This window comes from Roseivirga seohaensis subsp. aquiponti, assembly GCF_001267955.1.
In the GTDB taxonomy this organism is placed as follows: domain Bacteria; phylum Bacteroidota; class Bacteroidia; order Cytophagales; family Cyclobacteriaceae; genus Roseivirga; species Roseivirga seohaensis.
Genome location: NZ_JSVA01000004.1, coordinates 259,342 through 281,470 on the forward strand (window position 1 = coordinate 259,342; position 22,129 = coordinate 281,470).

The 22,129-nt window shown below is 39.4% G+C and carries 20 protein-coding genes; 10 read left to right on the plus strand and 10 right to left on the minus strand.

Translation table 11 applies throughout. The features are described from left to right. Nucleotides 1-47: 47 nt before the first annotated feature. From purH to OB69_RS03560, 3 genes are read right to left on the minus strand one after another with little or no spacing between them, the layout of a single operon-like run. Nucleotides 48-1,577, minus strand: a complete 1,530-nt coding sequence (purH, locus tag OB69_RS03550; RefSeq protein WP_053222309.1) for a bifunctional phosphoribosylaminoimidazolecarboxamide formyltransferase/IMP cyclohydrolase — start codon at nt 1,575-1,577, stop codon at nt 48-50. Nucleotides 1,578-1,615: 38 nt separating this feature from the next. Beyond that, nucleotides 1,616-2,194, minus strand: a complete 579-nt coding sequence (purN, locus tag OB69_RS03555) for a phosphoribosylglycinamide formyltransferase (RefSeq protein ID WP_053222310.1) — start codon at nt 2,192-2,194, stop codon at nt 1,616-1,618. Further along, on the minus strand, nt 2,191-3,048 hold the full coding sequence (locus OB69_RS03560) for a geranylgeranylglycerol-phosphate geranylgeranyltransferase (RefSeq protein WP_071426693.1): 858 nt from the start codon (nt 3,046-3,048) through the stop codon (nt 2,191-2,193). The genes purN and OB69_RS03560 overlap by 4 nt, the downstream gene beginning before the upstream one ends. A gap of 309 nt (nt 3,049-3,357) precedes the next feature. Between OB69_RS03560 and OB69_RS03565 the strand changes: the two genes are divergently transcribed. Next, on the plus strand, nt 3,358-8,877 hold the full coding sequence (locus OB69_RS03565; protein ID WP_053222311.1) for a T9SS type A sorting domain-containing protein: 5,520 nt from the start codon (nt 3,358-3,360) through the stop codon (nt 8,875-8,877). On the opposite strand, the gene OB69_RS03570 is transcribed toward OB69_RS03565, so the two are convergent. Together OB69_RS03570 and OB69_RS03575 are read right to left on the minus strand one after the other, a co-directional pair. Beyond that, complete coding sequence (locus OB69_RS03570; protein ID WP_053222312.1) at nt 8,858-9,484, minus strand: class I SAM-dependent methyltransferase; 627 nt, start codon at nt 9,482-9,484, stop codon at nt 8,858-8,860. The two genes, OB69_RS03565 and OB69_RS03570, sit on opposite strands and share 20 nt — an antisense overlap. Then, on the minus strand, nt 9,481-10,320 hold the full coding sequence (locus tag OB69_RS03575; RefSeq protein WP_053222313.1) for a hypothetical protein: 840 nt from the start codon (nt 10,318-10,320) through the stop codon (nt 9,481-9,483). Before OB69_RS03575 ends, OB69_RS03570 begins: the two co-directional genes overlap by 4 nt. Before the next feature lie 249 nt (nt 10,321-10,569). Between OB69_RS03575 and OB69_RS03580 the strand changes: the two genes are divergently transcribed. The 9 genes from OB69_RS03580 (at nt 10,570) to OB69_RS03620 (ending at nt 17,721) form a co-directional block, all read left to right on the plus strand. Continuing rightward, nucleotides 10,570-12,324 carry an RHS repeat-associated core domain-containing protein gene (locus OB69_RS03580; RefSeq protein ID WP_053222314.1) on the plus strand — a complete coding sequence of 585 codons (1,755 nt, stop codon included), beginning with the start codon at nt 10,570-10,572 and terminating at the stop codon, nt 12,322-12,324. A 14-nt stretch (nt 12,325-12,338) separates the two neighbouring features. Continuing rightward, nucleotides 12,339-12,974, plus strand: a complete 636-nt coding sequence (locus OB69_RS03585; protein ID WP_053222315.1) for a hypothetical protein — start codon at nt 12,339-12,341, stop codon at nt 12,972-12,974. Then, nucleotides 12,967-13,212, plus strand: a complete 246-nt coding sequence (locus tag OB69_RS03590) for a hypothetical protein (protein ID WP_053222316.1) — start codon at nt 12,967-12,969, stop codon at nt 13,210-13,212. Before OB69_RS03585 ends, OB69_RS03590 begins: the two co-directional genes overlap by 8 nt. Before the next feature lie 106 nt (nt 13,213-13,318). Further along, nucleotides 13,319-14,071 (plus strand): RHS repeat-associated core domain-containing protein, encoded by a 753-nt coding sequence (locus tag OB69_RS03595; RefSeq protein ID WP_053222317.1) that lies wholly within the window; start codon nt 13,319-13,321, stop codon nt 14,069-14,071. Between the two features lie 22 nt (nt 14,072-14,093). Continuing rightward, nucleotides 14,094-14,414, plus strand: a complete 321-nt coding sequence (locus OB69_RS03600) for a hypothetical protein (RefSeq protein WP_053222318.1) — start codon at nt 14,094-14,096, stop codon at nt 14,412-14,414. After that, complete coding sequence (locus OB69_RS03605) at nt 14,415-14,927, plus strand: hypothetical protein (protein WP_053222319.1); 513 nt, start codon at nt 14,415-14,417, stop codon at nt 14,925-14,927. 259 nt (nt 14,928-15,186) lie between these two features. After that, on the plus strand, nt 15,187-16,275 hold the full coding sequence (locus OB69_RS03610) for an RHS repeat-associated core domain-containing protein (protein WP_053222320.1): 1,089 nt from the start codon (nt 15,187-15,189) through the stop codon (nt 16,273-16,275). Between the two features lie 39 nt (nt 16,276-16,314). Continuing rightward, nucleotides 16,315-16,908: a hypothetical protein gene (locus OB69_RS03615; protein ID WP_053222321.1), complete on the plus strand. Its 594-nt coding sequence runs from the start codon at nt 16,315-16,317 to the stop codon at nt 16,906-16,908. 222 nt (nt 16,909-17,130) lie between these two features. Beyond that, on the plus strand, nt 17,131-17,721 hold the full coding sequence (locus tag OB69_RS03620) for an RHS repeat domain-containing protein (RefSeq protein WP_053222322.1): 591 nt from the start codon (nt 17,131-17,133) through the stop codon (nt 17,719-17,721). Here OB69_RS03620 and OB69_RS18550 read toward each other — a convergent pair. The 5 genes from OB69_RS18550 to atpF all read right to left on the minus strand — a co-directional run bounded on the left by OB69_RS18550 (nt 17,690) and on the right by atpF (nt 22,084). Continuing rightward, on the minus strand, nt 17,690-17,920 hold the full coding sequence (locus OB69_RS18550) for a hypothetical protein (RefSeq protein WP_157608479.1): 231 nt from the start codon (nt 17,918-17,920) through the stop codon (nt 17,690-17,692). The genes OB69_RS03620 and OB69_RS18550 overlap by 32 nt on opposite strands. Before the next feature lie 590 nt (nt 17,921-18,510). Beyond that, nucleotides 18,511-19,386: an ATP synthase F1 subunit gamma gene (atpG, locus tag OB69_RS03630; RefSeq protein WP_053222324.1), complete on the minus strand. Its 876-nt coding sequence runs from the start codon at nt 19,384-19,386 to the stop codon at nt 18,511-18,513. Between the two features lie 25 nt (nt 19,387-19,411). Then, entirely contained in the window at nt 19,412-20,986 is a 1,575-nt protein-coding gene (atpA, locus tag OB69_RS03635) for a F0F1 ATP synthase subunit alpha (protein WP_053222325.1), read from the minus strand. A gap of 27 nt (nt 20,987-21,013) precedes the next feature. Further along, nucleotides 21,014-21,571, minus strand: coding sequence for an ATP synthase F1 subunit delta (atpH, locus tag OB69_RS03640; protein ID WP_053222326.1), 558 nt, complete (start codon nt 21,569-21,571; stop codon nt 21,014-21,016). A gap of 9 nt (nt 21,572-21,580) precedes the next feature. Then, on the minus strand, nt 21,581-22,084 hold the full coding sequence (gene atpF, locus OB69_RS03645; protein ID WP_053222327.1) for a F0F1 ATP synthase subunit B: 504 nt from the start codon (nt 22,082-22,084) through the stop codon (nt 21,581-21,583). Nucleotides 22,085-22,129 lie beyond the last annotated feature (45 nt).

Here is a 22,129-nt window from a genome sequence, read left to right on the forward strand (position 1 = left end):
TGAAAGTTACGAATTACTCGCAATTATCTAAGGGTTGAAAAATTCTTTTAATGTTTAAAATGGCGAGTGCCTGTAAACACCATCGCCATGCTGTTTTTGTCGCAATAATCAATTGAAAGATCGTCCTTAATTGATCCACCGGGTTGAATTACAGCAACAATTCCTTCACCCTTTGCAATTTCTACGCAATCAGGGAATGGAAAGAAAGCATCTGAAGCCATTACGGCTCCATTCAAATCAAAACCGAAAGTCTTGGCCTTTTCTATAGCTTGTTTCAAAGCATCTACCCTAGAGGTTTGGCCTACTCCACTAGAAAGCATTTGTCCGTCTTTTGCTAAAATAACAGTGTTAGACTTAGTGTGCTTACAGATTTTACTAGCAAAAGCTAATGCCAAATTCTCAGCTTCTGTAGTAGCTTTTTTAGTTACTTGCTTAAAATCAGAAATTTGATCGGTTACTAAATCTCTATCCTGAACAATAACACCGTTTAATAAACTCTTGAACTGTTTTGTAGTGTTTAATGGCTGCTTTTTCACCAATAATATTCTGTTCTTCTTGCCTTTCAGCAATTCCAAAGCATCGGCATCGAACGCTGGAGCAATCAAAACTTCAAAGAAAAGCGAATTCAACTCTTCGGCAGCAACCAAGTCAATTGGTTGGTTGCTTACTAATACACCTCCAAAAGCACTCACCGTATCAGCTGCGAAAGCTTTTAAGTAAGCCTCTTTAACGGTGTCGCCAATTGCAACGCCACAGGCATTGGTATGTTTTAAAATAGCGAAAGCCTTTTCATCTTCTGAAAACTCCTCAATCAAACTTACAGCAGCATCTACATCTACCAAGTTATTGTAGGAAAGTTCTTTACCGTTTAGTTTTTCAAAAAGTTCATCAAGCGGACCAAAGAACTGCCCTTTTTGATGTGGGTTTTCTCCATAGCGCAATGTCTGACCTTCTGTTTCACTTACTTTAAATCTTTCAAGTGCTTCATCTTGATTAAAGTAGTTGAAAATAGCTGTGTCATAATGAGACGAAACATCAAAGGCCTGCGCAGCAAATGCTTTTCTATCAGAAAGGTCCGTACTCCCCTTTTTATCTTCAAGTAGCTTTTCTAAAGTGGGGTATTGGTTTCTTGACGAAACTATTACTACATCTTTAAAATTTTTGGCAGCCGCTCTTATCAATGAAATTCCGCCAATATCTATCTTCTCAATAATATCTTGCTCTGGTGCTCCTGAAGCTACAGTAGCTTCGAAAGGATATAAATCTACGATCACCAAATCAATTGAAGGGATTTCGAATTCTTTCGCTTGATCTAAATCTCCAGCATTATCTCTCCTGTGTAAAATTGCACCAAATACCTTAGGATGAAGCGTTTTTACTCGGCCACCGAAAATTGACGGATAACTCGTAAGATCTTCAACAGCGGTAACCGGAACACCTAATTCTTCGATGAAAGTTTGCGTACCCCCTGTAGAGTAAATTTGAACACCTAAAGCCCCTAATTTCTTAACAATTGGAGCTAGGTTGTCTTTATGAAAAACAGAAATTAATGCAGATTGGATTTTAACCTTTGACATGTAGGTTGGCTTTTAATTAAGTCGCAAAACTAGGCATTTTAGAACTTATTAAGAACTAGATTCTCAATCACTTTTGCATAATTTTCATGTTCCAGCACTTGAACCTTTCTCGCAATTTCATCAGGCGAGTCGTTTGGTTCGATACGACATGAAAACTGAGCTAAAATGGAACCTTCGTCATAATGTTCATTTACCAAATGTATGGTAATACCCGTTTCTGATTCTCCAGCTGCTTTCACAGCTTCATGCACATGCATTCCATACATGCCTTTACCACCAAATTTTGGCAATAAGGCGGGATGAATATTTACAATTTTATTTGGAAAAGCCTCTACCAAATAGGTTGGAATCAACCACATAAAACCCGCTAAAACAATAGCATCAACCTTGAACTTCTTTAGAGTATGCAGCACTGATTGAGTATTGTAAAATTGCTCTCGCGAAAAATTGAAAGTAGGAATATCAAAATTCTTCGCCCTTTCAAGAACCCCAGCTTCTGTCTTATTACACAAAAGCAAAACAACTTCTACTTTATTATGATTTTCAAAATATTCGAAAATTTTTTGGGCATTAGTACCACTGCCTGAGGCAAAAATTGCAATTCGATTTTTGTTCATATCCAAACCATACTGATTACTCCCAACAGCATAATAACTTTACAAAATGTGCTGAGTTTACCGTAATCCTTGATCTTATCAGCCTTTAAAAGCTCAAAGATGAGGAAAATCATAATAACTGAAAGTGTGATGGGGAAAACAATATTTATGGAACTCATCAGAACGAATACCACTGTGCAAAAGATCAAAACAATTCCATAAATAATCTGCTTAGTTTTGGCTATTCCTAAAACAATTGGAAGGGTTTTACAGCCAAATTTTTCATCTCCTTTCAAGTCTTCCATATCCTTAATAATCTCTCGAATAAGTGTTATGAATCCCGCAAAAATGGCGTAGCATAAAACCAAATATTCTCGCTCTTGAAAATACTGACCAACTAAAAATAGCGTAGTACCTGTAAGAATAGCAATGGTGAAATTTCCTATAAAGGGCAGCCTCTTTAACTGATTTGAGTAAAGCCAAAGAAGAAAAGCTGCAATAAAATTAATAGTACCAATGGTTGGTGAAATATAGAACCCAATACCAATTCCTATAAAGTTAAAAGCAGTATGTGCAATAATTATCCATCTTCTTTTCAAGGCTCTGCCAACTATCACCCTATCAGGCCTATTGACATAATCTATTTTAACATCATAATAATCATTAATCAGGTATCCAGCACTAGTGATAATTACCGTGGAAAGAACAAGCAAAAAAAATTTTTGATCATTTAACAGATGCCAACTAAGCCCCTCATGTAATAAAAAAATAGCAGTAAAATACTGAGTAAGCCCCACGATAATGAGGTTCAAACCTCTCACCATTTTGAGGTATTTAAATACAGAAAAGTGGTTTGACATCATAGAAATGAGCATTCAACCCTATTACGTGATAAAGGTAAGCTTGTTCGCTTAGCTTCAATATTAAAATCATCTGAAATTAATAAAAGCTAGCTCAAATCACCGCAGTCTCAAATTGGGAAACGATTTCCAAAATGGAGATAAATTCCTTTGAATTATTATTGTTTTATAATAAAAAAACCAACATTTTTGTTCTATCAGCAAGAAGTAAATTCTTGGCACTGTTTTGTTAAGTATAAATAGTTGAGGTTTTTGCCTTGGCTCTACAATACCTAACAGATAGCAAGATTTTATATGCTGTGTTCACCTAAACATGTCGCTTCAATGCCAAAACTGCTCAAGGTATTCCTTGTTTTATGTTTGATCGTGTGCTCAAACCAAAAACTTTTTGGTCAGACAGCAATTACTGCATACAGTACAACTACCGTAAATCCGGCAAATACTTCATATACGGCTACTGCTCCTAGTGATGCAAGCAACAACATCAATGCTTCAACTTCTTACACAGTTAATTATGGAACTGGTAACGACTTTATATTAAATGGTTATACCATAGGCGGTTCTTCTTACAATAACTTTTTACAACCTGACACATTAATCATCCAAAGAACTGACGGGGGGCGTTTTGTAAACATTTGGTACACTCTTAATAACCTTACCGCAAATACTGTTAGTCTTGATGGTCTAGAAGTAGACGATGCTGATGCAATCTATCAAACTGGAAGTTTGATTACTGGTTATGACAATATTTTGGTAAATACAGATGACGAAGCGAGCGGTAGTATTCAAGCACAAATCGAACGGGTAGATGTAATTTGGTATACTGGAATTGTAACCTGCGAGCCAAATAATGCTGTTTTTCCTGTTATTGAACGAGGAGGAAATGACGAAATAAAGATTGCCGCCATTACAGCCCTAGATGGTAATGGTAACCCTTCTGCTTATAGTAATATGGTGGATATCGAGGATTCGGACTGGCCTGGTACGGGAAATAGCTTTAATAACTACCTTATTTTAAGAAGGCAAACCGTGGGGCAAAACCCATTACCACTTATAAACATCGGTACATTTGCTGGGCAATCAGCTCAAACCATTCAGGGGGTTGGAGTTTCTTTTACAGAGCTTGGTATTTCGGCCAACCAAGTAGTATATGGCTATTCAATCTTTGCATTCGACACCAATGCTACCGACCATACTTTAACCGACATTAATACTTTCCCTACTAATACAACTGCACTAAACTCAGGTTTGGATTTAGTAGCTGGGGTTTCGGCAGCAGTATCTTCTGATGATTGCTTAACACCAGCCGTTGGCCCTGGAGGTTATAAAGCAGCGCTTACCACCTGGTTGAAAGCCAATGTAGGTGTTACCACCGCAACAGATGGCAGTACTTTATCTGACTGGCAAGACCAATGGGTAGGAGATAATGATGCTACTTCAAGCACTGGAACAGTGGTGTATAGAAGTACTTCAAGCAGTATTAATTTTAACCCTACAGCAGATTTTGGCAACGGAAACAATAGCCTCGATATAGCTAATAATGATGGCTTCAACACCGCTACTTCCTACACCAGAAAGGGAATTAACCTTGCATTCAGAACTAGCACAAGTGACATTAATACAAGACAAGTTTTATATGAGCAAGGCGGAAATTCACGAGGAATCAACATATATATCCGAAATGGTTTTCTACACCTTACAGCTTGGAACGTACCAAATGATGGAGCCGGTTCTCCATGGAACAACAGCGGAAACGTAACCACGGTAAGCACCGCAATAACTACAAACACTGAATACATTGTTACATTAGAAGAAAACGGAAACTCTTCAGGAACTGGAACTATTACTGGATATTTAAACGGACAGAGTTTTGGATCATTTGGAAATGTTGGTCTACTTTATCAACATACCGGAGGAATCCAACTCGGTGGTGCTGACGGTAATATGAGATTTGATGATGGCTCCGATAACAACGGCAATTCGTTTTACGGAGAAATTTCGGAACTCATTTACTGTAACGAACCAGGCGCATTCCCACTTACACAGCGCAACAGGATAGAAAGCTATTTAGCAATCAAATACGGCATTACCCTCGATCAATCTACGCCTCTTAATTATGTAAATTCTGAGGGCACTGTTATTTTCAACACCACCTCGGCTGCCTCTATTGGTGGATTTTTAGAATACAATAAAGACATTGCAGGTATAGGAAGAGACGATAATTCTGCCTTTGAACAGGTTAAATCAAGAAGCGAGAACAATAACTCTGTGGTAACAGTAGACAACGGAGGAAGCATAACCTCTAATAATTCTTGGTTTATTTGGGGAAATGATGGTGGAGCTAATACTGACACAGAAACTACAGATGTTCCACCACTAATTTCGCAACGTGTAGAACGCGTTTGGCGCGTTGGAGAAACGGGGGAAACGGGTAACAACTCTATTTCTTTTGACCTTGATGAACTTACTATTTCTGGTAGCCCAGCGGCCGCTGATTACAGTCTGTTAGTAGCAGGTAATAGTTCCAATGGAGACTTTTCTTCTGGTTCAGTAATAACAGGAGGTGTTATTTCTGGTAATACTATAACCTTTAGTAATGTCAACCTTTCTAATGGTCAATACTTTACACTGGGCACTGGATTTATAGACTGTGCTCCTGGCGAAGTAAGCTCAAACTTAACTCTATGGCTTAAAGCGGATGTTGGACCAAGCTCAACTACAAATGGAGGCAATGTAAGCACTTGGTTCGATCAGGCAGGTAGTAATAACGCCACCGCAGCCTCTGGCGATGAACCTAATTATGAGAGTAATTCCATCAACTTTAACCCCGCACTTAATTTTGATGCCGCTAATACCGAAGAAATTTCCGGAAGTGCTGGTTTTAATTCAAGTGCCTATTATATAGTGTTGAATACAGATCAAACTTATAATAACTCATCTCCACAAGAAACAATCGTAGAATTTGCAGTACCTGGCACAGCAACAAACCAGTTTGGGAGTCTACTTTTTGGAAGCGTAACTTCAGTAATAACTAATGAGGTATTCTCTCATTCCATTGGAGGAACTGGAACCCGTTGGAGAAGAGGTACTAGCTTCGCAGCATTTGGTGGGATTAATAATAACCAAACCATGCTGTTTGGAGTAAAAAACAATGCCGCCAATAACAACACAGAAATGTTTGTAAATGGTATAAACCAAGCAGACCTACAAGGAGGAACATTCCTAACCTCTACCAACGTGGCTTACAGAATAGGTGGTAACCTAGACGCTAACACTTTTACTAATGATACTTTTGATGGACAAATAGCCGAAGTGATATCCTTTTCGGCTCGCCCTTCAGATGCAGAACATAACCGAATTCAATCATATTTAGCCATTAAATATGGAATCACACTAAGCCAGAATACAGCTCAAAACTACGTAAATTCATCTGGAACCACTGTTTGGAATGCGACTACAAACAGCACATATAATAGAGACATTGCTGGAATTGGCCGAGACGATGGTTCTTGTTTACAGCAAAAGCAATCTAAGAGCCAAAACTCTGGTTCAATAGTTACCATCGGAAATGGTGGGATTTTTACAGACAATGCTTCTAATCCAAATAGTTTCACTGCTGATAACTCTTTCTTGATATGGGGAAATGATGGAGATAATGCCAATCAAGCCAACGCAAATACTGGCGATGTTCCTGGTAACGTAACGGAAAGAATGGAACGTATTTGGAGAGTAGATGAGTCAGGAACAGTTGGAAATACATCTGTTTCTTTCGACCTGACAGGTTTAGGCTATTCATCTAATGCCTCAGATTTTCAATTAATTGTATCTTCATCTTCAACAATGGCTAGTGGTTCAACCATTTCTGGAGGTACATTTAACGGCAATGTGATTACATTTAATAATGTAAATTTTGCCGATGGAGATTACTTTACGCTGGGAACAGCAAGAGAAACATGTGGGCCTGGTGGAGTAACAACCGACCTAGCATTATGGTTAAGGGCTGATGACGGCACCGGCACAACCACAAATAACACTGACCTTAATACTTGGACAGACCAAAGCCCAATCGGTAGAAATGCCAATGAAATCAACTTGGGCGGAGGTGCACCGGTAGAGCCAAAATACCAAACCAACCAAATCAACTTTAACCCAGCAATTAATTTTAGCGACCCTAACTCAACCAACGCTTCCTTTATGGAAACTTCTGGTGGAAACAACGTGTCGGAAGATTTTACATTAATAGCAGTATTTGAAACTGGTCAAACAGGCGGTTCAACTTCTAACTTTGAAGATGCCCCAGCTATTATTGGAGGCGGTGATTCTGGTGGGTCGGCAGATTACGGGTTAGGAATTTCTGGTGGCAGGGTACATATGAATGCCGCCAATAACTCTACATTGAATGTGCGAAGTGCATCTGGCCCAGTATATAACAACTTTGAACCATTCATTGCTACTGGTACCCGTAGAAGATTAACCTCGGCAGGATCTATTCAGCTATATATTAACTCTGCAAATGTTGGCTCAGGAACCTCTACCAACACTTCGCTTACCGGTCCTGGTTCTTTCGGAATAGGAAACCACGATGACTCAAACGTAGCTTCGCAGTTTAGCGGTAGAATTGCTGAAGTACTGGTTTTCTCAGATGATCTTACAGAAAATGAAAGGCAAAGAGTTGAATCTTATTTGGCTGTTAAATACGGTATTACAAGAAACGCTGGTGGTACTGCTACTGAAGACTATTTGTCGTCTGCGGGTACCATCACATGGGACTGGTCTGAACAGACCGTTTACAATAACGATATTGCTGGTATAGGCCGCGATGACGACTCATGTTTCCAACAATGGAAGTCAAAAAGTGAAAATGATGATGCTATTGTTACTATGGAAATGGCGGGATCATTTACTACCGACAATTCATTCCTAATTTGGGGAAATGATAATGTAGCGAAAACTGGAACTAGAGAAGAAGGCAATACAGAATACAACTCTTCTCAGGTAAGTGGCCGACTATTCAGAGAATGGTATGTACAAGAAACAGGTACCGTAGGAACCGTAAATCTAACCTTCGATCTGGCCGATATTATGGGACCAAGCGGTGTTGGAACAAACAACCTAAACCAAGTAAGATTAATGGTAGATAATGATGGAGACTTTACTTCTGGAGTAACCTTAGTGGCTCCAACATCCATCAACGCAACAGAAAAAACGGTAACTTTTGCGGTCAACCTAAATGACACTCAGTATTTCACTTTAGGCTCTTTACAAGCGGCTTCGCTACCTATTACGCTATTATCCTTTGAGGCCCAAAAAACCAATGAGGATTATGTTAGATTAGATTGGAGCACCGCAGACGAAACCAATAACGCTTACTTTACCATTGAAAGAAGCACTAACGGTGAAGACTTTGAAGGCATTAGTACACTCGTAGGTGCAGGCAACAGCCAGGATGTAAACAATTATTTCTACATAGACAAAGCACCTAAATCAGGTAACAACTTCTACCGCTTAAAACAAACCGATTTCAATGGAATGTCTACGGTTTCTGAAATCAAAAGAGTGTTTGTAGAAAAAACAACCTTAGTTCAAACCTTTAATGTATTCCCGAATCCGGTAAATCGAGGAGATTTGATTACCATAGAATACGGTGTTGAGGTAGAAAGCGAAGTACTTGTACAGCTAATTTCAGCATCGGGCGTGCTTATCAATAGTCAATCTACCATACTGAATCCTGAAACTGGAAGCATTACTCTGGAAACCTCAGGGCTGAGCAAAGGCTTGCACATGATTACGCTAACCGATAAAGCTACTAAAGAGCGACAAACCTTTAAAGTAATCGTTCGCTAGTATATACTGACGAGAATATTAGGCCATTCATTAAAGTGAAATTTTCACTTCTTGAATGGCCTATTTTTTTGAACTTGTGGTCAAAGTTCATCAGTGATCCTGACTCTAGGTTTGCTGTAATTTTGAAAAACTTAAAAATAAACCACAGCAATAACTGGTGACCAAATCGATCAGTATTCTGAAAGTCTGAACAAATCCATATTCCATCGTTATTGAGTTGCTTAGAAAGCTGAACGATTACTTCATCTAACCTCACCTCGGAAAAGACATCGAGAAAGAAGTTGGTGATAATTACATCATATTGTCTATCTGCAGGGAGCGCACTTTCTTCCCCATGAATAAAGTTTACTGATTCACTGAACTCACAGTTCTTCTTCGATAAGGAAATCATCCTCTCAGAGGCTTCTACATAAGTAAGTTTCCCTTTAAAACCCGTGTTGAACAGTTCGTTGATAATCCATCCTGTGCCTCCGCCCATGATTAATACATTAGCATTTTCGGGAATCACGGGTAAAAAATGAGTCTGAATCTGCTTTAGCTTTTTCCCAAAAACAACTTTAGCCAAGCCGTCATATACTGGGGCGATAAGGTTGAAGTTGTTTTTCACAGTAAAAGATAAATCAAAGGGAAAAAGAAGATGCCATCTCCCACCAATCTGTAACGGTCATTTCGCTGAAAAAAATTAGGGAACATTAAGAGCATCGCCAAAACCAAAGTCATCATAAACAATATATACTCTGAACTTAACCAGCGAGCACCTGTCATCACAGGGTTGAGGTAAACCATTCCGCCAACAATAAGCAATACATTAAAGACAAGAATAGCGGTAGCCAGTTTCCCGACAAAAGCGCTATCGTAAAGTGTAGCTATTGATTGAATATCATCATTTTTATCATTCTCATATTCGAACATTGGAAAAATAAGTAGGTTGGTAATCACAATGAGAAAAAACACGATGAAGACATAAAAAACGAAAATATCCCAGTGTTCTAATAAACTGAGTGGCGCAACAAAAATCCCAAAACTGTAGATTATGGCGGCTAAAAATTCCTTATGCCATGTCTTCTTGAGCTTAAGCAAATGCAGGGAGCCAATGTAAATCGCAACCAACAGTGCTAAAATCAACCCTAGCTTAGTAGTAACCCAAGGCAAATAATATAGATTAAACGCTCCTACTAGAAAAACCATGAACGCAACAGAGGCAATTGGCTTGAAGTATTTTTGGTGAAAAGCATGTCGTTGATTGGTTGAATATCCAATGCTTTTCTTGGCATCAAAAAGATGGTCTACAGTATAAATAAGCCAAATCGCCACACCCAGACCGATGAGCATCGAGTTTTCGAGGGTAACACCAAATAATCTGGCTACATACAAGCTACAAATTATAGCCCCTGTCGTAACGTCAAGACTAAGGTTCTGAATAAGGATCAAAAGCTTTCTCATAGCGATGGATCAAATGTATGGAAAGTTATAAAGCTTAAACAAGAAAACTCTTTGGCTTACTGAAAACCGACACACGAACGACCAAATGGTAATGAAACTTACTGAAATTACTGTTAAACACATTTGTGGGTAATTACAAAATAGCATGGTAGAACTCTATGATCGTTCAGTAATTGCAACCGCACCATCACCTACACCTACGATGCAGCAGGCACAAAACTAAAGAAGACCACCAACGACAACGGCACAGTGACCACCACCGACTATTCAGGGGGCTTTATTTACGAGAACAACGCCCTGCAGCACTTTGCCCACGAAGAAGGCAGGGTAAGAAAAAGTGGTGCAAATCTGGTCTATGATTACTATATTAAAGACCATTTGGGCAATACGCGCATGACCCTCACAGAAGCCACCGACATAACTGAGTACAGGGCCACCATGGAAACCGGGACGAGCAGTTCCGGTACCAACATGGAAACCTATGAAGAAAACCTGTTCCTCAATGTGGAAGAAGTGTGCAGCACCCAACCGGGCATCAACACCACCGATGTACCCGGTTTTACCGATGACAAGGTAGCCGCCCTGAACGGTTCTGTGGCCGCAAGACGGGCAGGCCCGGCCAAACTGCTGGCCGTAACCGCAGGCGACCAGGTGTCCGTCACCGTGGACTCCTATCATACGGGCAACACTTCCACTGGTGTGCAAACCAAGGCCACCATGGTATCAGCCATAGCAGGGCTCTTTGGAAGCCTAAGCGGTGGGGGCGTAGAGCAGCAGGCCGTGTATGACCTTTTTAATGGAGTGTCAACCACAGGGTTTTTGTATTCGGGAAGTACGTCCACCAGTGCAAAGGCCTATTTGAACATGCTTGTCTTTGACCAAGACTTCAACTTTGTGGGCGTTGGCGGTTTCGACAGGGCTGACCAGACTTCTGGTTACCAAACCCTCTCCGTTTCAGCCACCATCAACCAAGGCGGTTATGTATATGTATACCTCAGCAATGAGAGCACCGCCAATTTTGAGGTCTACTTTGACAACCTGAACATCACCCACACCAAAGGCGCAATCTTGCAAGAAGATCATTACTATCCTTTCGGTTTGTCGATTGCAGCACTCTCTTCCACCGCTCCACTCAACAAACCGAACAAGTTTAAGTTGTCAGGCAATGAAGAACAAACAGAATTCGACCTTAACGTTTATGATTTTAATGCCAGAACTTATGATCCGGTTTTGGGAAGATTCATGCAGATTGATATTATGGCAGATGTAGAGCATAGTATTGGTATGACACCATATCACTATGTTGCAAATAATCCAACAAGATTTATTGATCCATTAGGTACTGATTGGTATCAAGAGGTTGATGAAGATGGTAATTTAGTTGATGGTGGTGCTGTCTTTTGGAGAGAAGGCAGTGATGAGCAAGATGGATATCAGAATATTGGTACGAGCTACACTATGGATTTAGGTGATGGATTAAGCATCACATTTAATCAGAATCAATTAGAGTCAAGGACTGAAACTGTCTTGGAAGAAGATGACTGGGAAACTCAAAGAGAACCTAGGTATGATGAAAATGGAAGGCAGATAGGATCTCAAAATAAAGAAGGGGACGAAGGTAATTGTTTTTATCAATGTGGTGTAATGGTTAGTAATAGTGGGGCAACTTCTCTGGGAGGAACTGTCAATAACATAACTGGAACACAAAATCAAATAGATTATATCAGGTCGCAAGTTACTAATGGGAGCTCGGTAAGAGTGCATGTTGATTACAATGGTGATGGGGTTGGTGACCACTGGGTGTCCATATCATCGGCTACAACAAACCTTCAAAACGGTAGTTCTACATTTAATTTTTATGATCCTAGAACAATTAATCAAGCTAATGGTACTTCTAGAGATAATACCTTAAGTCTTAATAATGGGAGTATTTCAGGGACAACAGCATACAGGGCAAATTCAAATGTAACCTATACGATTGTTGCAGTAAGAAGAAACCAATAAATGAAAAGATATAAATGAGTACAATAAAAAGAACTTTATCAGCAGTTCTGATAATATTATCTATAACTGCATGTAAGGGACAAGACTTGAGTCAAGAATTGTTCGATGACTATCTTGAGGAGTTTGAGAACCAATCCTTACCATATGCCGCATATACTTTTGAAGATAAGAAGGCTACATTCATTATTGATGACAATTTTACGGTGTTTATACCATCTAGCTTAAGAGAAAATGTAAAAAGCACTTTTCGAGGAGTATGTCTATTACCTGTGAGAGATAATTTTAAGGCAGTGTTAATAATGGAGAAGTTTATAGACGGGTACGGAGACACTGTTACTAAAATACATGCTATTACATATAAACATGACGGAACTCTCATTGACGACAAGGAACTGGCAGGCTTTTTAGTTGACTCCTGGCAGGCTTTTTCTAATATTTTGGAGGGTTATATTATAAACAAGAGTTTTTATCAGTATCTGTATCCTGAAATAGAAGATAAAGACATGAAAGGAAATCACGCTCTTTTAGAAGTTAAGACCCGTTATAGAATAGACCAAGGTGGCAAGATCATAGAAGAAAAAGTCACGACAGTTGAAGGTTACTTTGAATCTAAGGATGGTAAGTACAAACTCGTGAAGAAGTTTGATTAAGCTTAAGGTTTTGAGGATTAAAGGTATACCCTCTGGCGCTCACTTGCCCCCTGCGGTAACTGGTGCTTGCCTGCCTAGCGGCAAGCGAGCCTTTGGCGAGTACCTATTTTGTAATGCACTTGAAGTGCATAAATTAGAAAAGAACAGAAAGGCCAGCTTTGGAAACAAGGCTGGTTTTTTTATGAGATTAAGCGTTGAGAAGAGTAATAAGACCAGTCCGCACTGCATTGCCAACTAAGAAGCTTCTGAGGTTCATTTATCCACTTCGGTAACTGGTGCGTACACTTTGTGTGTGCTAACCCTGTAACCAAGACTTCAATTACCTTAGCGGAGGCTTTAACCAGGTGACCAGTGCGGCCAGTGGAGCCCATGAAAAATTATCCTTCAATACAGTAAATATTACACAAGGCGGCTATGTTTATGTATATTTATCGAACGAAGGCCAAACGGGCTTTGATGTATATTTTGATGACCTGAACATAACCCACACCAAGGGGGCAATTCTTCAAGAAGACCATTACTATCTCTTTGGCGCGAACATATCCGCCCTCTCAAGCACCGCTCCTTTATCTAAACCTAATAAGTTCAAACTGTCTGGGAATGAAGAGCAGGTTGACTTTGATTGGAATGTCTATGATTTTAATGCTAGGATGTATGATGCCGCCTTGGGCAGGTTTATGAACATAGACCCAATGGCGGACAGTCGGGAGTGGCTGACCCCTTACAACTATGTCCAGAACAACCCTATGATCAGGGTTGACCCCAGTGGTACACTGGATGACTATAAATTAAATCAAGATGGTTCAGTTGAGTTATTAGAAGAAACTGATGATAAGTATGATCGCCTTTATGCCACCGATAAAAATGGTAATGTTAAGGAATCTAAATACGTCCAAGTGGATAAAAAAGACGCTGGTGATGGGACTATAATATCTGATTTGTCAGTTTCGGAATTTGCAGGCGAGCACACAGGAGGAACGAAAAAGTTAAAAAGCATTGCAACGACTGGTGCAGATGGTCAAGATGATGTGTTTAAATTATTCTTATTTGCTTCTAACAATAGTGAGGTTGAATGGTCTGCGGTTAGGGGGGGGTAAAAATGGGAAGGAATTATTTGGCGTGGGAACTTTTCAAAATGAAGAAGTAGCTCCTGGCTTCAGTCATTTCGGACTTACTGCAAATCAAACTATTGCTGAAATACATTCTCACGTAAAAACAACCACAATAGCTGATGAAAAGGATGGTTTGTATGGTGATCGTAGAAGGATACAGGGATTGACTAATAGGAATGGTGGAATTCAGCCTTTTAACAATTACATATATATGAAAAATTCAGGTAGGCTTTGGGCGTTAAGTAGCTTCTATTCCGAAGGCGAATATATACGTAATATAAAAGGAAATTATAAACGTTTGTTTTTTGGTCAATTAAACTCTAAGTAATTGAAAAAATTATTATTTCTAATATTAGTCTTAATCTGTAACTCTTGTAACCAGAGCAGGAATAAAGCCAGTACCGAAAGTAAAGAGCCAATATCTCCTAGTGATACCCTTCAAATTAACCAAAGCATATTAACTGAGTTAGGGCATTACCAAGAAGAATATCCAATTCCTCATATAAGTGTGACCAACTATTATCACTATCATATAATAATAGACGGCAACCTGATAAAATTTATGAGAATAGGTTTTTTGTCACCAGAAGATTTACAATTAGAATTAAAGGGGATGTTTTACTATAACAGTAAACCTGTATCACTAATGGATTTGAAAAGCAAAAAAACAAGTGAACTTTACAACAAGGGCCTTTTTAATGACAGCCTAATGTCTAGCTTTCAGATGTTTGACTTTGATGATGGTTTCGATGAGACTTTTCCTCCAGTTTGGAAGTACAATGTTAAAAGTGGAGATTTAGTTTTGATAGAAAAGGATACTGTCTGGCAGCATTGGAAGTAATCAGCAGCGTATCAAAGTATCTGGTTTACGCTTTTTAAGAGTTAAGAGCCTGATAACAGAACAGAAAACCAGCTTTGGGAACAAGGCTGGTTTTTTTATGAGATTAAACGTTGAGAAGGGAGTAAGACCAGTCCGCACTGCATTGCCAACTAAGAAGCTTCTGAGGTTCATTTATCCACTTCGGTAACTGGTGCGTACACTTTGTGTGTGCTAATCCTGTAACCAAGACTTCAATTACCTTAGCGGAGGCTTTGACCAGGTGACCAGTGCGGCCAGTGGAGCCCATGAAAAATTATTCTTCAATACAGTAAATATTACTCAAGGTGGTTATCTTTATGTGTTTGTCTCTAACGAGAGCAATACAAATTTTGAAGTGTACTTTGATGATTTGAGGATTACCCACACCAAAGGCGCAATCTTGCAAGAAGATCATTACTATCCCTTTGGTCTAAACATATCCGCCCTGAGTTCTACTGCCCCACTGACCAAGCCGAACAAGTTTAAATACAACGGCATGGAGTTAAATGAAGAGTTCGACCTGGACTGGTACACACCTGAGTTTAGGTCTTATGATCCGCAATTAGGACGGTTCCATCAGGTAGACCCAGTTGTCAAGCATCATGAATCCCTTTATGCATGGAATACCAATAATCCTATATCTTTCAATGATCCGTTGGGGTCTGATTCAACTCAAAGAGCAAATGCCGTTGCTCAAATGCAACAGCATATTGATGAAGGAACCACCTATACATGGAATATCTCTGCATATACTGCCCCTAGTGGAAATGCTCCTGGTGTTGCTGGTAACTGCTCATCAACTGTATCCAATTGTGTTGTTACTGCGGGCGAGCCAAACCCAAGTAATGTGACACCTACCGGAGATACTGGTAGTGGTGTATTAAATATTGAAGGTAATACGACTTCTGTCAATAATAGTGAAGTCGAAGCTGGTAATATCGTGACTTTCCGAATGGATGGTAACTACCCATATCATACAGGTCTGGTCACAGGTGTTTCAACAAATGATGAAGGAAATACAGTGATTACTTTTGGCCATAATTCGTCAGGAAATGGAGCTCAATCAGACTCTTTTGTTCTGGGCAGTGGCGAAAGTTGGGACTCTAACTCTCCTGCATTTTTCAAGTGGGATACTACTCCAGATGCTCAGTCTAATACTAGCGGTGGGGCACCTACAGCAACTAGTCAAGCGTCATCGACTTCAGCATCAAGAACGAGTTCTTCTGGAAGGAGTGTTTCCAGTAGAATTTCTTCAACTGCTCGTAATGTTAGAGGTCAGGTAGCTTCGTTTTTAGCGGAAGGTAGGAGAAGAATATTGGGGGGAGGATAAATTTTAAAGAATTATCTAATAGGTTTAAAAATTATAAAAATGAGACTGAAATCACTTTTTTTCACTACTGTTTTGGCTTTATCACTGGCTTTTCAAAGTTGCGAAATCAATGATACCGGTTTTGACGCTTTCGTCAAGTCCTTTGATGAAACTAACCTGCCAATTAATATTGACTCTGCATTCTTATCTTCCTTGAATACCGAAGACAAAGAATATTTGATTCTTGAAACTGAGTTACTTGAACTATCTCAGATTGACCAACTATCAGAGAAGCATGGAGAATTACCTATGTACGAAGTTAACCTACTCTCTAAGGTCACTTTAGGTAAGTCTAATCAAGGGTTAATTTATGTAGTCAGGCTTAATCCTAAAATTCCTTTTGATGTTAAGATGAAGAAAGTTCTTTTGGGCATATATGATGAAGATGGAAAGCTCATCGACTCTAAAGAAATAGGAGGTTTTGAATACCATTTTGGAAACGATAAAATGACTTACTCGACATTAACTTCTGATCTGACTTTAAGTATGATTTACAGTGATAAAAAAACTGATGTAAGTTCGGGGGGCAGTGAGGTTACTGAATCAAAGGAGTCTTATAAGATTAATTTAGAAGGTAAGTTTATAAAGCTTTGATTGGCTTATAAAATGAATGAATTAGCAAAGGCCAGCTACAAAAAGAGGCTGGTTTTTTTATGAGATTAAGCGTTGAGAAGAGTAATAAGACCAGTCCGCACTGCATTGCCAACTAAGAAGCTTCTGAGGTTCATTTATCCACTTCGGTAACTGGTGCGTACACTTTGTGTGTGCTAACCCTGTAACCAAGACTTCAATTACCTTAGCGGAGGCTTTAACCAGGTGACCAGTGCGGCCAGTGGAGCCCATGAAAAATTATCCTTCAATACAGTAAATATTACACAAGGCGGCTATGTTTATGTATATTTATCGAACGAAGGCCAAACGGGCTTTGATGTATATTTTGATGACCTGAACATCACCCACACCAAGGGGGCAATTCTTCAAGAGGATCATTACTATCCTTTCGGTCTCAACATAAGTGCATTAAGTTCCACTGCCCCGCTGTCCAAGCCCAACAACTACAAGTTCAATGGTAACGAAGAGCAGACGGAATTCGACCTGAATCTGTACGATTTCAATGCCAGAATGTATGATGCTACATTGGGTAGGTTTGCCAATATTGATCCATTGGCAGACGTTGAAACTAGTTGGACTCCATATCGTGCGTTTTACGATAATCCAATTTCGTATTCTGACCCTAGTGGTTTACTTGAGTTTGCGAATCATGATGCTTATAAAGCATATGCAGAGGAGAACGGTCTTGATGTATTAGATGCCAATAGGCATAAACCAAAGCATCCTTTGGTCAAAAGCCACCAACAAGGGCGTTTGATTGAATTTATGAAAGTAAGTTACCCACCTGTGAGATGAAAAAACTGGCCGTAGTATTAATTGTATCCGATTTCATTTTTACGGTTTTGGCATACTTTCTCTTCATGAATTCAATTTCGAAGGCTCTATTCTTGGGTTTTACATTTGGATTATTTAGGTCGGTGGTATTGTTCGTGGTCTTTTCGCCAGTAATCCTCTTTAATAATAAAAAGGCTTGGTGTTTTGCAATTTTAAGCATATTCTTTCTTTCAGTTTTACTTGCCTTCTATTGGTTAAGATCAGAGCCTGATGTGGAAAAAAGTGTTTTTTCTAAAATTCATATATTTCCGTTTATTATAGCCAATATTTTAATCATATTTTTAAGTATAGTTAGTAGAATAAAGTCTAGAAATAGCTGACTTGACTGATTTTAGTCAAGTCAGCTGGAGATTAATCTATTTATGAAAAAATCGTTTTTCTTGTTTTGGATTATGCTTCAGTAATGTATCAAAGTATTTGATTTACTCCCCCTGGCACTCACTTGTCCACTACGGTAACTGGTGCTTGCCTGCCTAGCGGCAAGCGAGCCTTTGGCGAGTACCTATTTTGTAATGCACCTGCCTAAAGTCGGCAGGCAAAGCTTTAAGTGCATAAATTAGAAAGAACAGAAAACCAGCTTTGGGAACAAGGCTGGTTTTTTTATGAGATTAAGCGTTGAGAAGAGTAATAAGACCAGTCCGCACTGCATTGCGAACTAGGAAGGGATGCAGGAAATTCACGAGCCTACAGCAAACAAAAAAGCCCTCTGATTTCTCAAAAGGGCTTTCTCTACTTATTACAATTGAATTTCTAGTTGTCGGCAGCTAAAGCTTCTGCTCCACCTACAATCTCTAGGATTTCTTTGGTGATGGCTGCCTGACGTGTTCTGTTGTACATCAATTTCAGTTCTTTCAGCAAATCACCAGCGTTATCGGTTGCTTTGCCCATGGCCGTCATTCGAGCACCATGCTCAGAAGCATTAGATTCTAATATTGCTTTGTAAAACTGAATTTTCAACGATTTCGGAATCAAGTCTTCAATGATAAAATCCTTTGAAGGCTCGAAGATATAATCCGTTCCAGTAGCGGTTGTTTCGCCTTCTTGTTCTACCTGAACAATAGGCAGTAACTGTTCGCTTCTTACAACCTGAGTGGCTACGTTCTTAAACTCGTTATATACCAATATTACTTTGTCGTATTTACCCTCAACATAACCGTTCATAGCGTATTCTGCTGCCTCACGAGCCGTTTCAAAGCTCAGTTTCGAGAACATATCCCAATAAGCAGTCACGTTAGTGAATTTCTGCTTTTTAGACATATCGAACGCTTTTTTACCAATAGGCATTACGTGAATAGTTGCACCCTCATGGGCTTTTACTACTACATTTAATGCTTTGTTGATATTTGAGTTGAACGCTCCACAAAGTCCTCTATCAGAGGTTACTGGCACAATAAGTACATTTTTTACGTCACGCTCTTGGGCGTAAGTGGTCATAGACTCATCGCTGTTACCAGCAGATACATTGGCAAGAATAGCCGATAATTTCTCTGAATAAGGTCTCAACTGAATGATCTTATCCTGAGCTCTTCTCAACTTTGCAGCAGCCACCATTTTCATGGCCCTGGTTATCTGCTGGGTAGAAGATACCGACTTAATTCTTTCCTTTACTTCCTTTAAATTCGCCATCTATTACGATTTAGGCTTAATGAAATTAATACCTACTTGCTAAATCTTTAACCGTCTTCTCGATTGCTGAAGTAGCAGCTTCGTCAAGCTTACCTGCTTTTAGTAAATCAAGCGCTGCTCTTTCAGAAGTTCTCATGATTGTTAAGAACTCCTTCTCAAACTCTCTAACTTTCTCAACTGGCACTCTATCTAAAAGTCCTTTAGTAGAAGCATAAATGATTGCTACTTGCTCTTCAACAGGTACTGGAGAAAATTGAGGTTGTTTCAAAATCTCTTGGTTTCTTCTACCTCTATCAATTGTAAGTTTAGTAGATGCATCCAAATCAGAACCAAATTTTGCGAAAGCTTCTAATTCACGGAACTGAGCTTGGTCAAGCTTTAAAGTACCAGAAACCTTCTTCATTGATTTGATCTGAGCGTTACCTCCTACTCTTGATACTGAGATACCTACGTTAATTGCAGGACGCACACCAGAGTTGAAAAGGTTAGTTTCCAAGAAAATCTGTCCGTCTGTAATTGAAATTACGTTGGTTGGAATATAAGCAGAAACGTCACCTGCTTGTGTTTCGATGATTGGAAGGGCTGTTAACGAACCACCACCTTTCACTTTTCCCTGTAATGAAGGAGGAAGGTCGTTCATTGCCGCAGCAATGTCATCGTTATCGTTCACTTTTGCAGCTCTTTCTAAAAGTCTAGAGTGCAAATAGAATACATCACCTGGGTAAGCTTCACGCCCTGGAGGTCTTCTTAAAAGAAGAGAAACTTCACGGTAAGCTACTGCTTGCTTAGAAAGGTCATCATAAATTACTAGCGCTGGTCTTCCGGTATCTCTGAAATACTCACCAATAGCAGCACCCGCCATTGGCGAGAAGAACTGCATTGGAGCAGGATCAGAAGCAGAAGCCATAACTACAACAGTGTAATCCATTGCACCACCTTTTTCAAGGGCTGCTACTACACCTGCTACAGTAGATGCCTTTTGACCTACGGCAACGTAGATACAGAATACAGGCTCTCCTTTTTCGTAGAATTCTCTTTGGTTAAGAATAGTATCGATAACTACGGCAGTTTTACCTGTCTGACGGTCACCAATTACCAATTCTCTCTGTCCTCTTCCAATCGGAATCATAGCATCAATTGCTTTGATACCTGTTTGAAGAGGTTCAGTTACTGGTTGTCTGTAAATTACCCCAGGAGCTTTTCTCTCCAATGGCATTTCAAACGTTTCGCCAGAAATAGGTCCTTTACCATCAATTGGGTTACCAAGGGTGTCGACCACACGGCCAACCATTCCTTCACCTACATTGATAGATGCGATTTTACCTGTTCTTTTAACGGTATCGCCTTCTTTGATTTCAGCTGATTCACCAAGTAATACAGCACCTACATTGTCCTCTTCAAGGTTCAATACTAGGGCTTTCAGTCCGTTTTCAAATTCAAGAAGCTCTCCCGATTGCGCCTTAGATAGGCCATAGATTCTGGCTACACCATCACCTACTTGCAATACGGTACCTACTTCTTCTAATTCAGCTTCTGATTTAAAGTTTGAGAGTTGCTCTCTTAAAATTGCTGAAACCTCATCAGGTCTTACATCTGCCATTTTATGATACAGTTATGTGTTAATTATTTAAAACTCCTTTACATAAGGGTTTTGACTAAATTTCAATTTTAAGGCCTTAAGCCTTGAGTTAATGGAGTCGTCTATTTGACGGTCGCCCACTTTTAGAATAAAACCCCCGATTAAGTTTTCATCAATTTTTTCGGTAAGTTCTACTTCCTTTCCAGATATTTTCTTCACTACAGCCTTAAACTCATTGCGGAGTTCATTATCAATAGGGAAAGTAGTAGTAACCGTAGCTTCTTCTATCCCTGTTTTGGCATTATACTGGTGATGAAATTCTGTAGCTATTGCCGATAAATAGGCTTCTCTCTGTTTCTTTACTAGAATTCTAAAGATTGCCAATGTGAGGTCATTTACTTTACCAGTAAATACCTGATTCAATACCGCCAATTTCTTGTCGTGTGCTACTACTGGGTTTTTCAGAAACAACTGAAAATCTCTATTCTCTGAAATAACTTCAGAGAAAAGTAGCATGTCTTTGTTCACTTCTTCCAACTTACCTTGTTCACTGGCTAATTCTAGCAGTGATTTGGCATATCGGGAAGCAATTCTGAATTCTGACATTTATACCTATTAGTTAAGGTTCAAATCTTTTACGAAACCATCAATCAGCTCTTTCTGAGCTTTTTGATCCTCCAACTGCTTTCTAAGCAGCTTTTCGGTAATTTCTAATGAAAGCACAGCAACCTTATTTTTCACATCGGTAAGAGCGGCTTTCTTTTCGATTTCGATTGCTGCTTTGGCATCTTCAATCATTCTTGCAGTAATTTTAGAAGTTTCCTCCTTAGCGCTTTCTTTGATTGAAGTAGCAGTAGCGATGGCCTCTTTTAAGATGCTATCTCTTTCTACTCTTGCCTCTGCCAATAGTTTTTCATTATCGGCCTGTAAAGCTTGCATTTCGTTTTTTGCCTGCTCGGCAGAAAGCAATGCACTTTCAATACTGTCTTCTCTTTCTTTTAGGGCACCTAAAATTGGTTTCCAAGCAAATTTACCCAGAACAAACAATAAGATTAAGAAACCTATTGCTTGGTAAACAATTAAGCCAACACCCGGAGATAATAAGTTAGCAGCAATCATAATTTATATTTTAAAATCTGTGTTCAAATCAAATAAAAGGAGTGG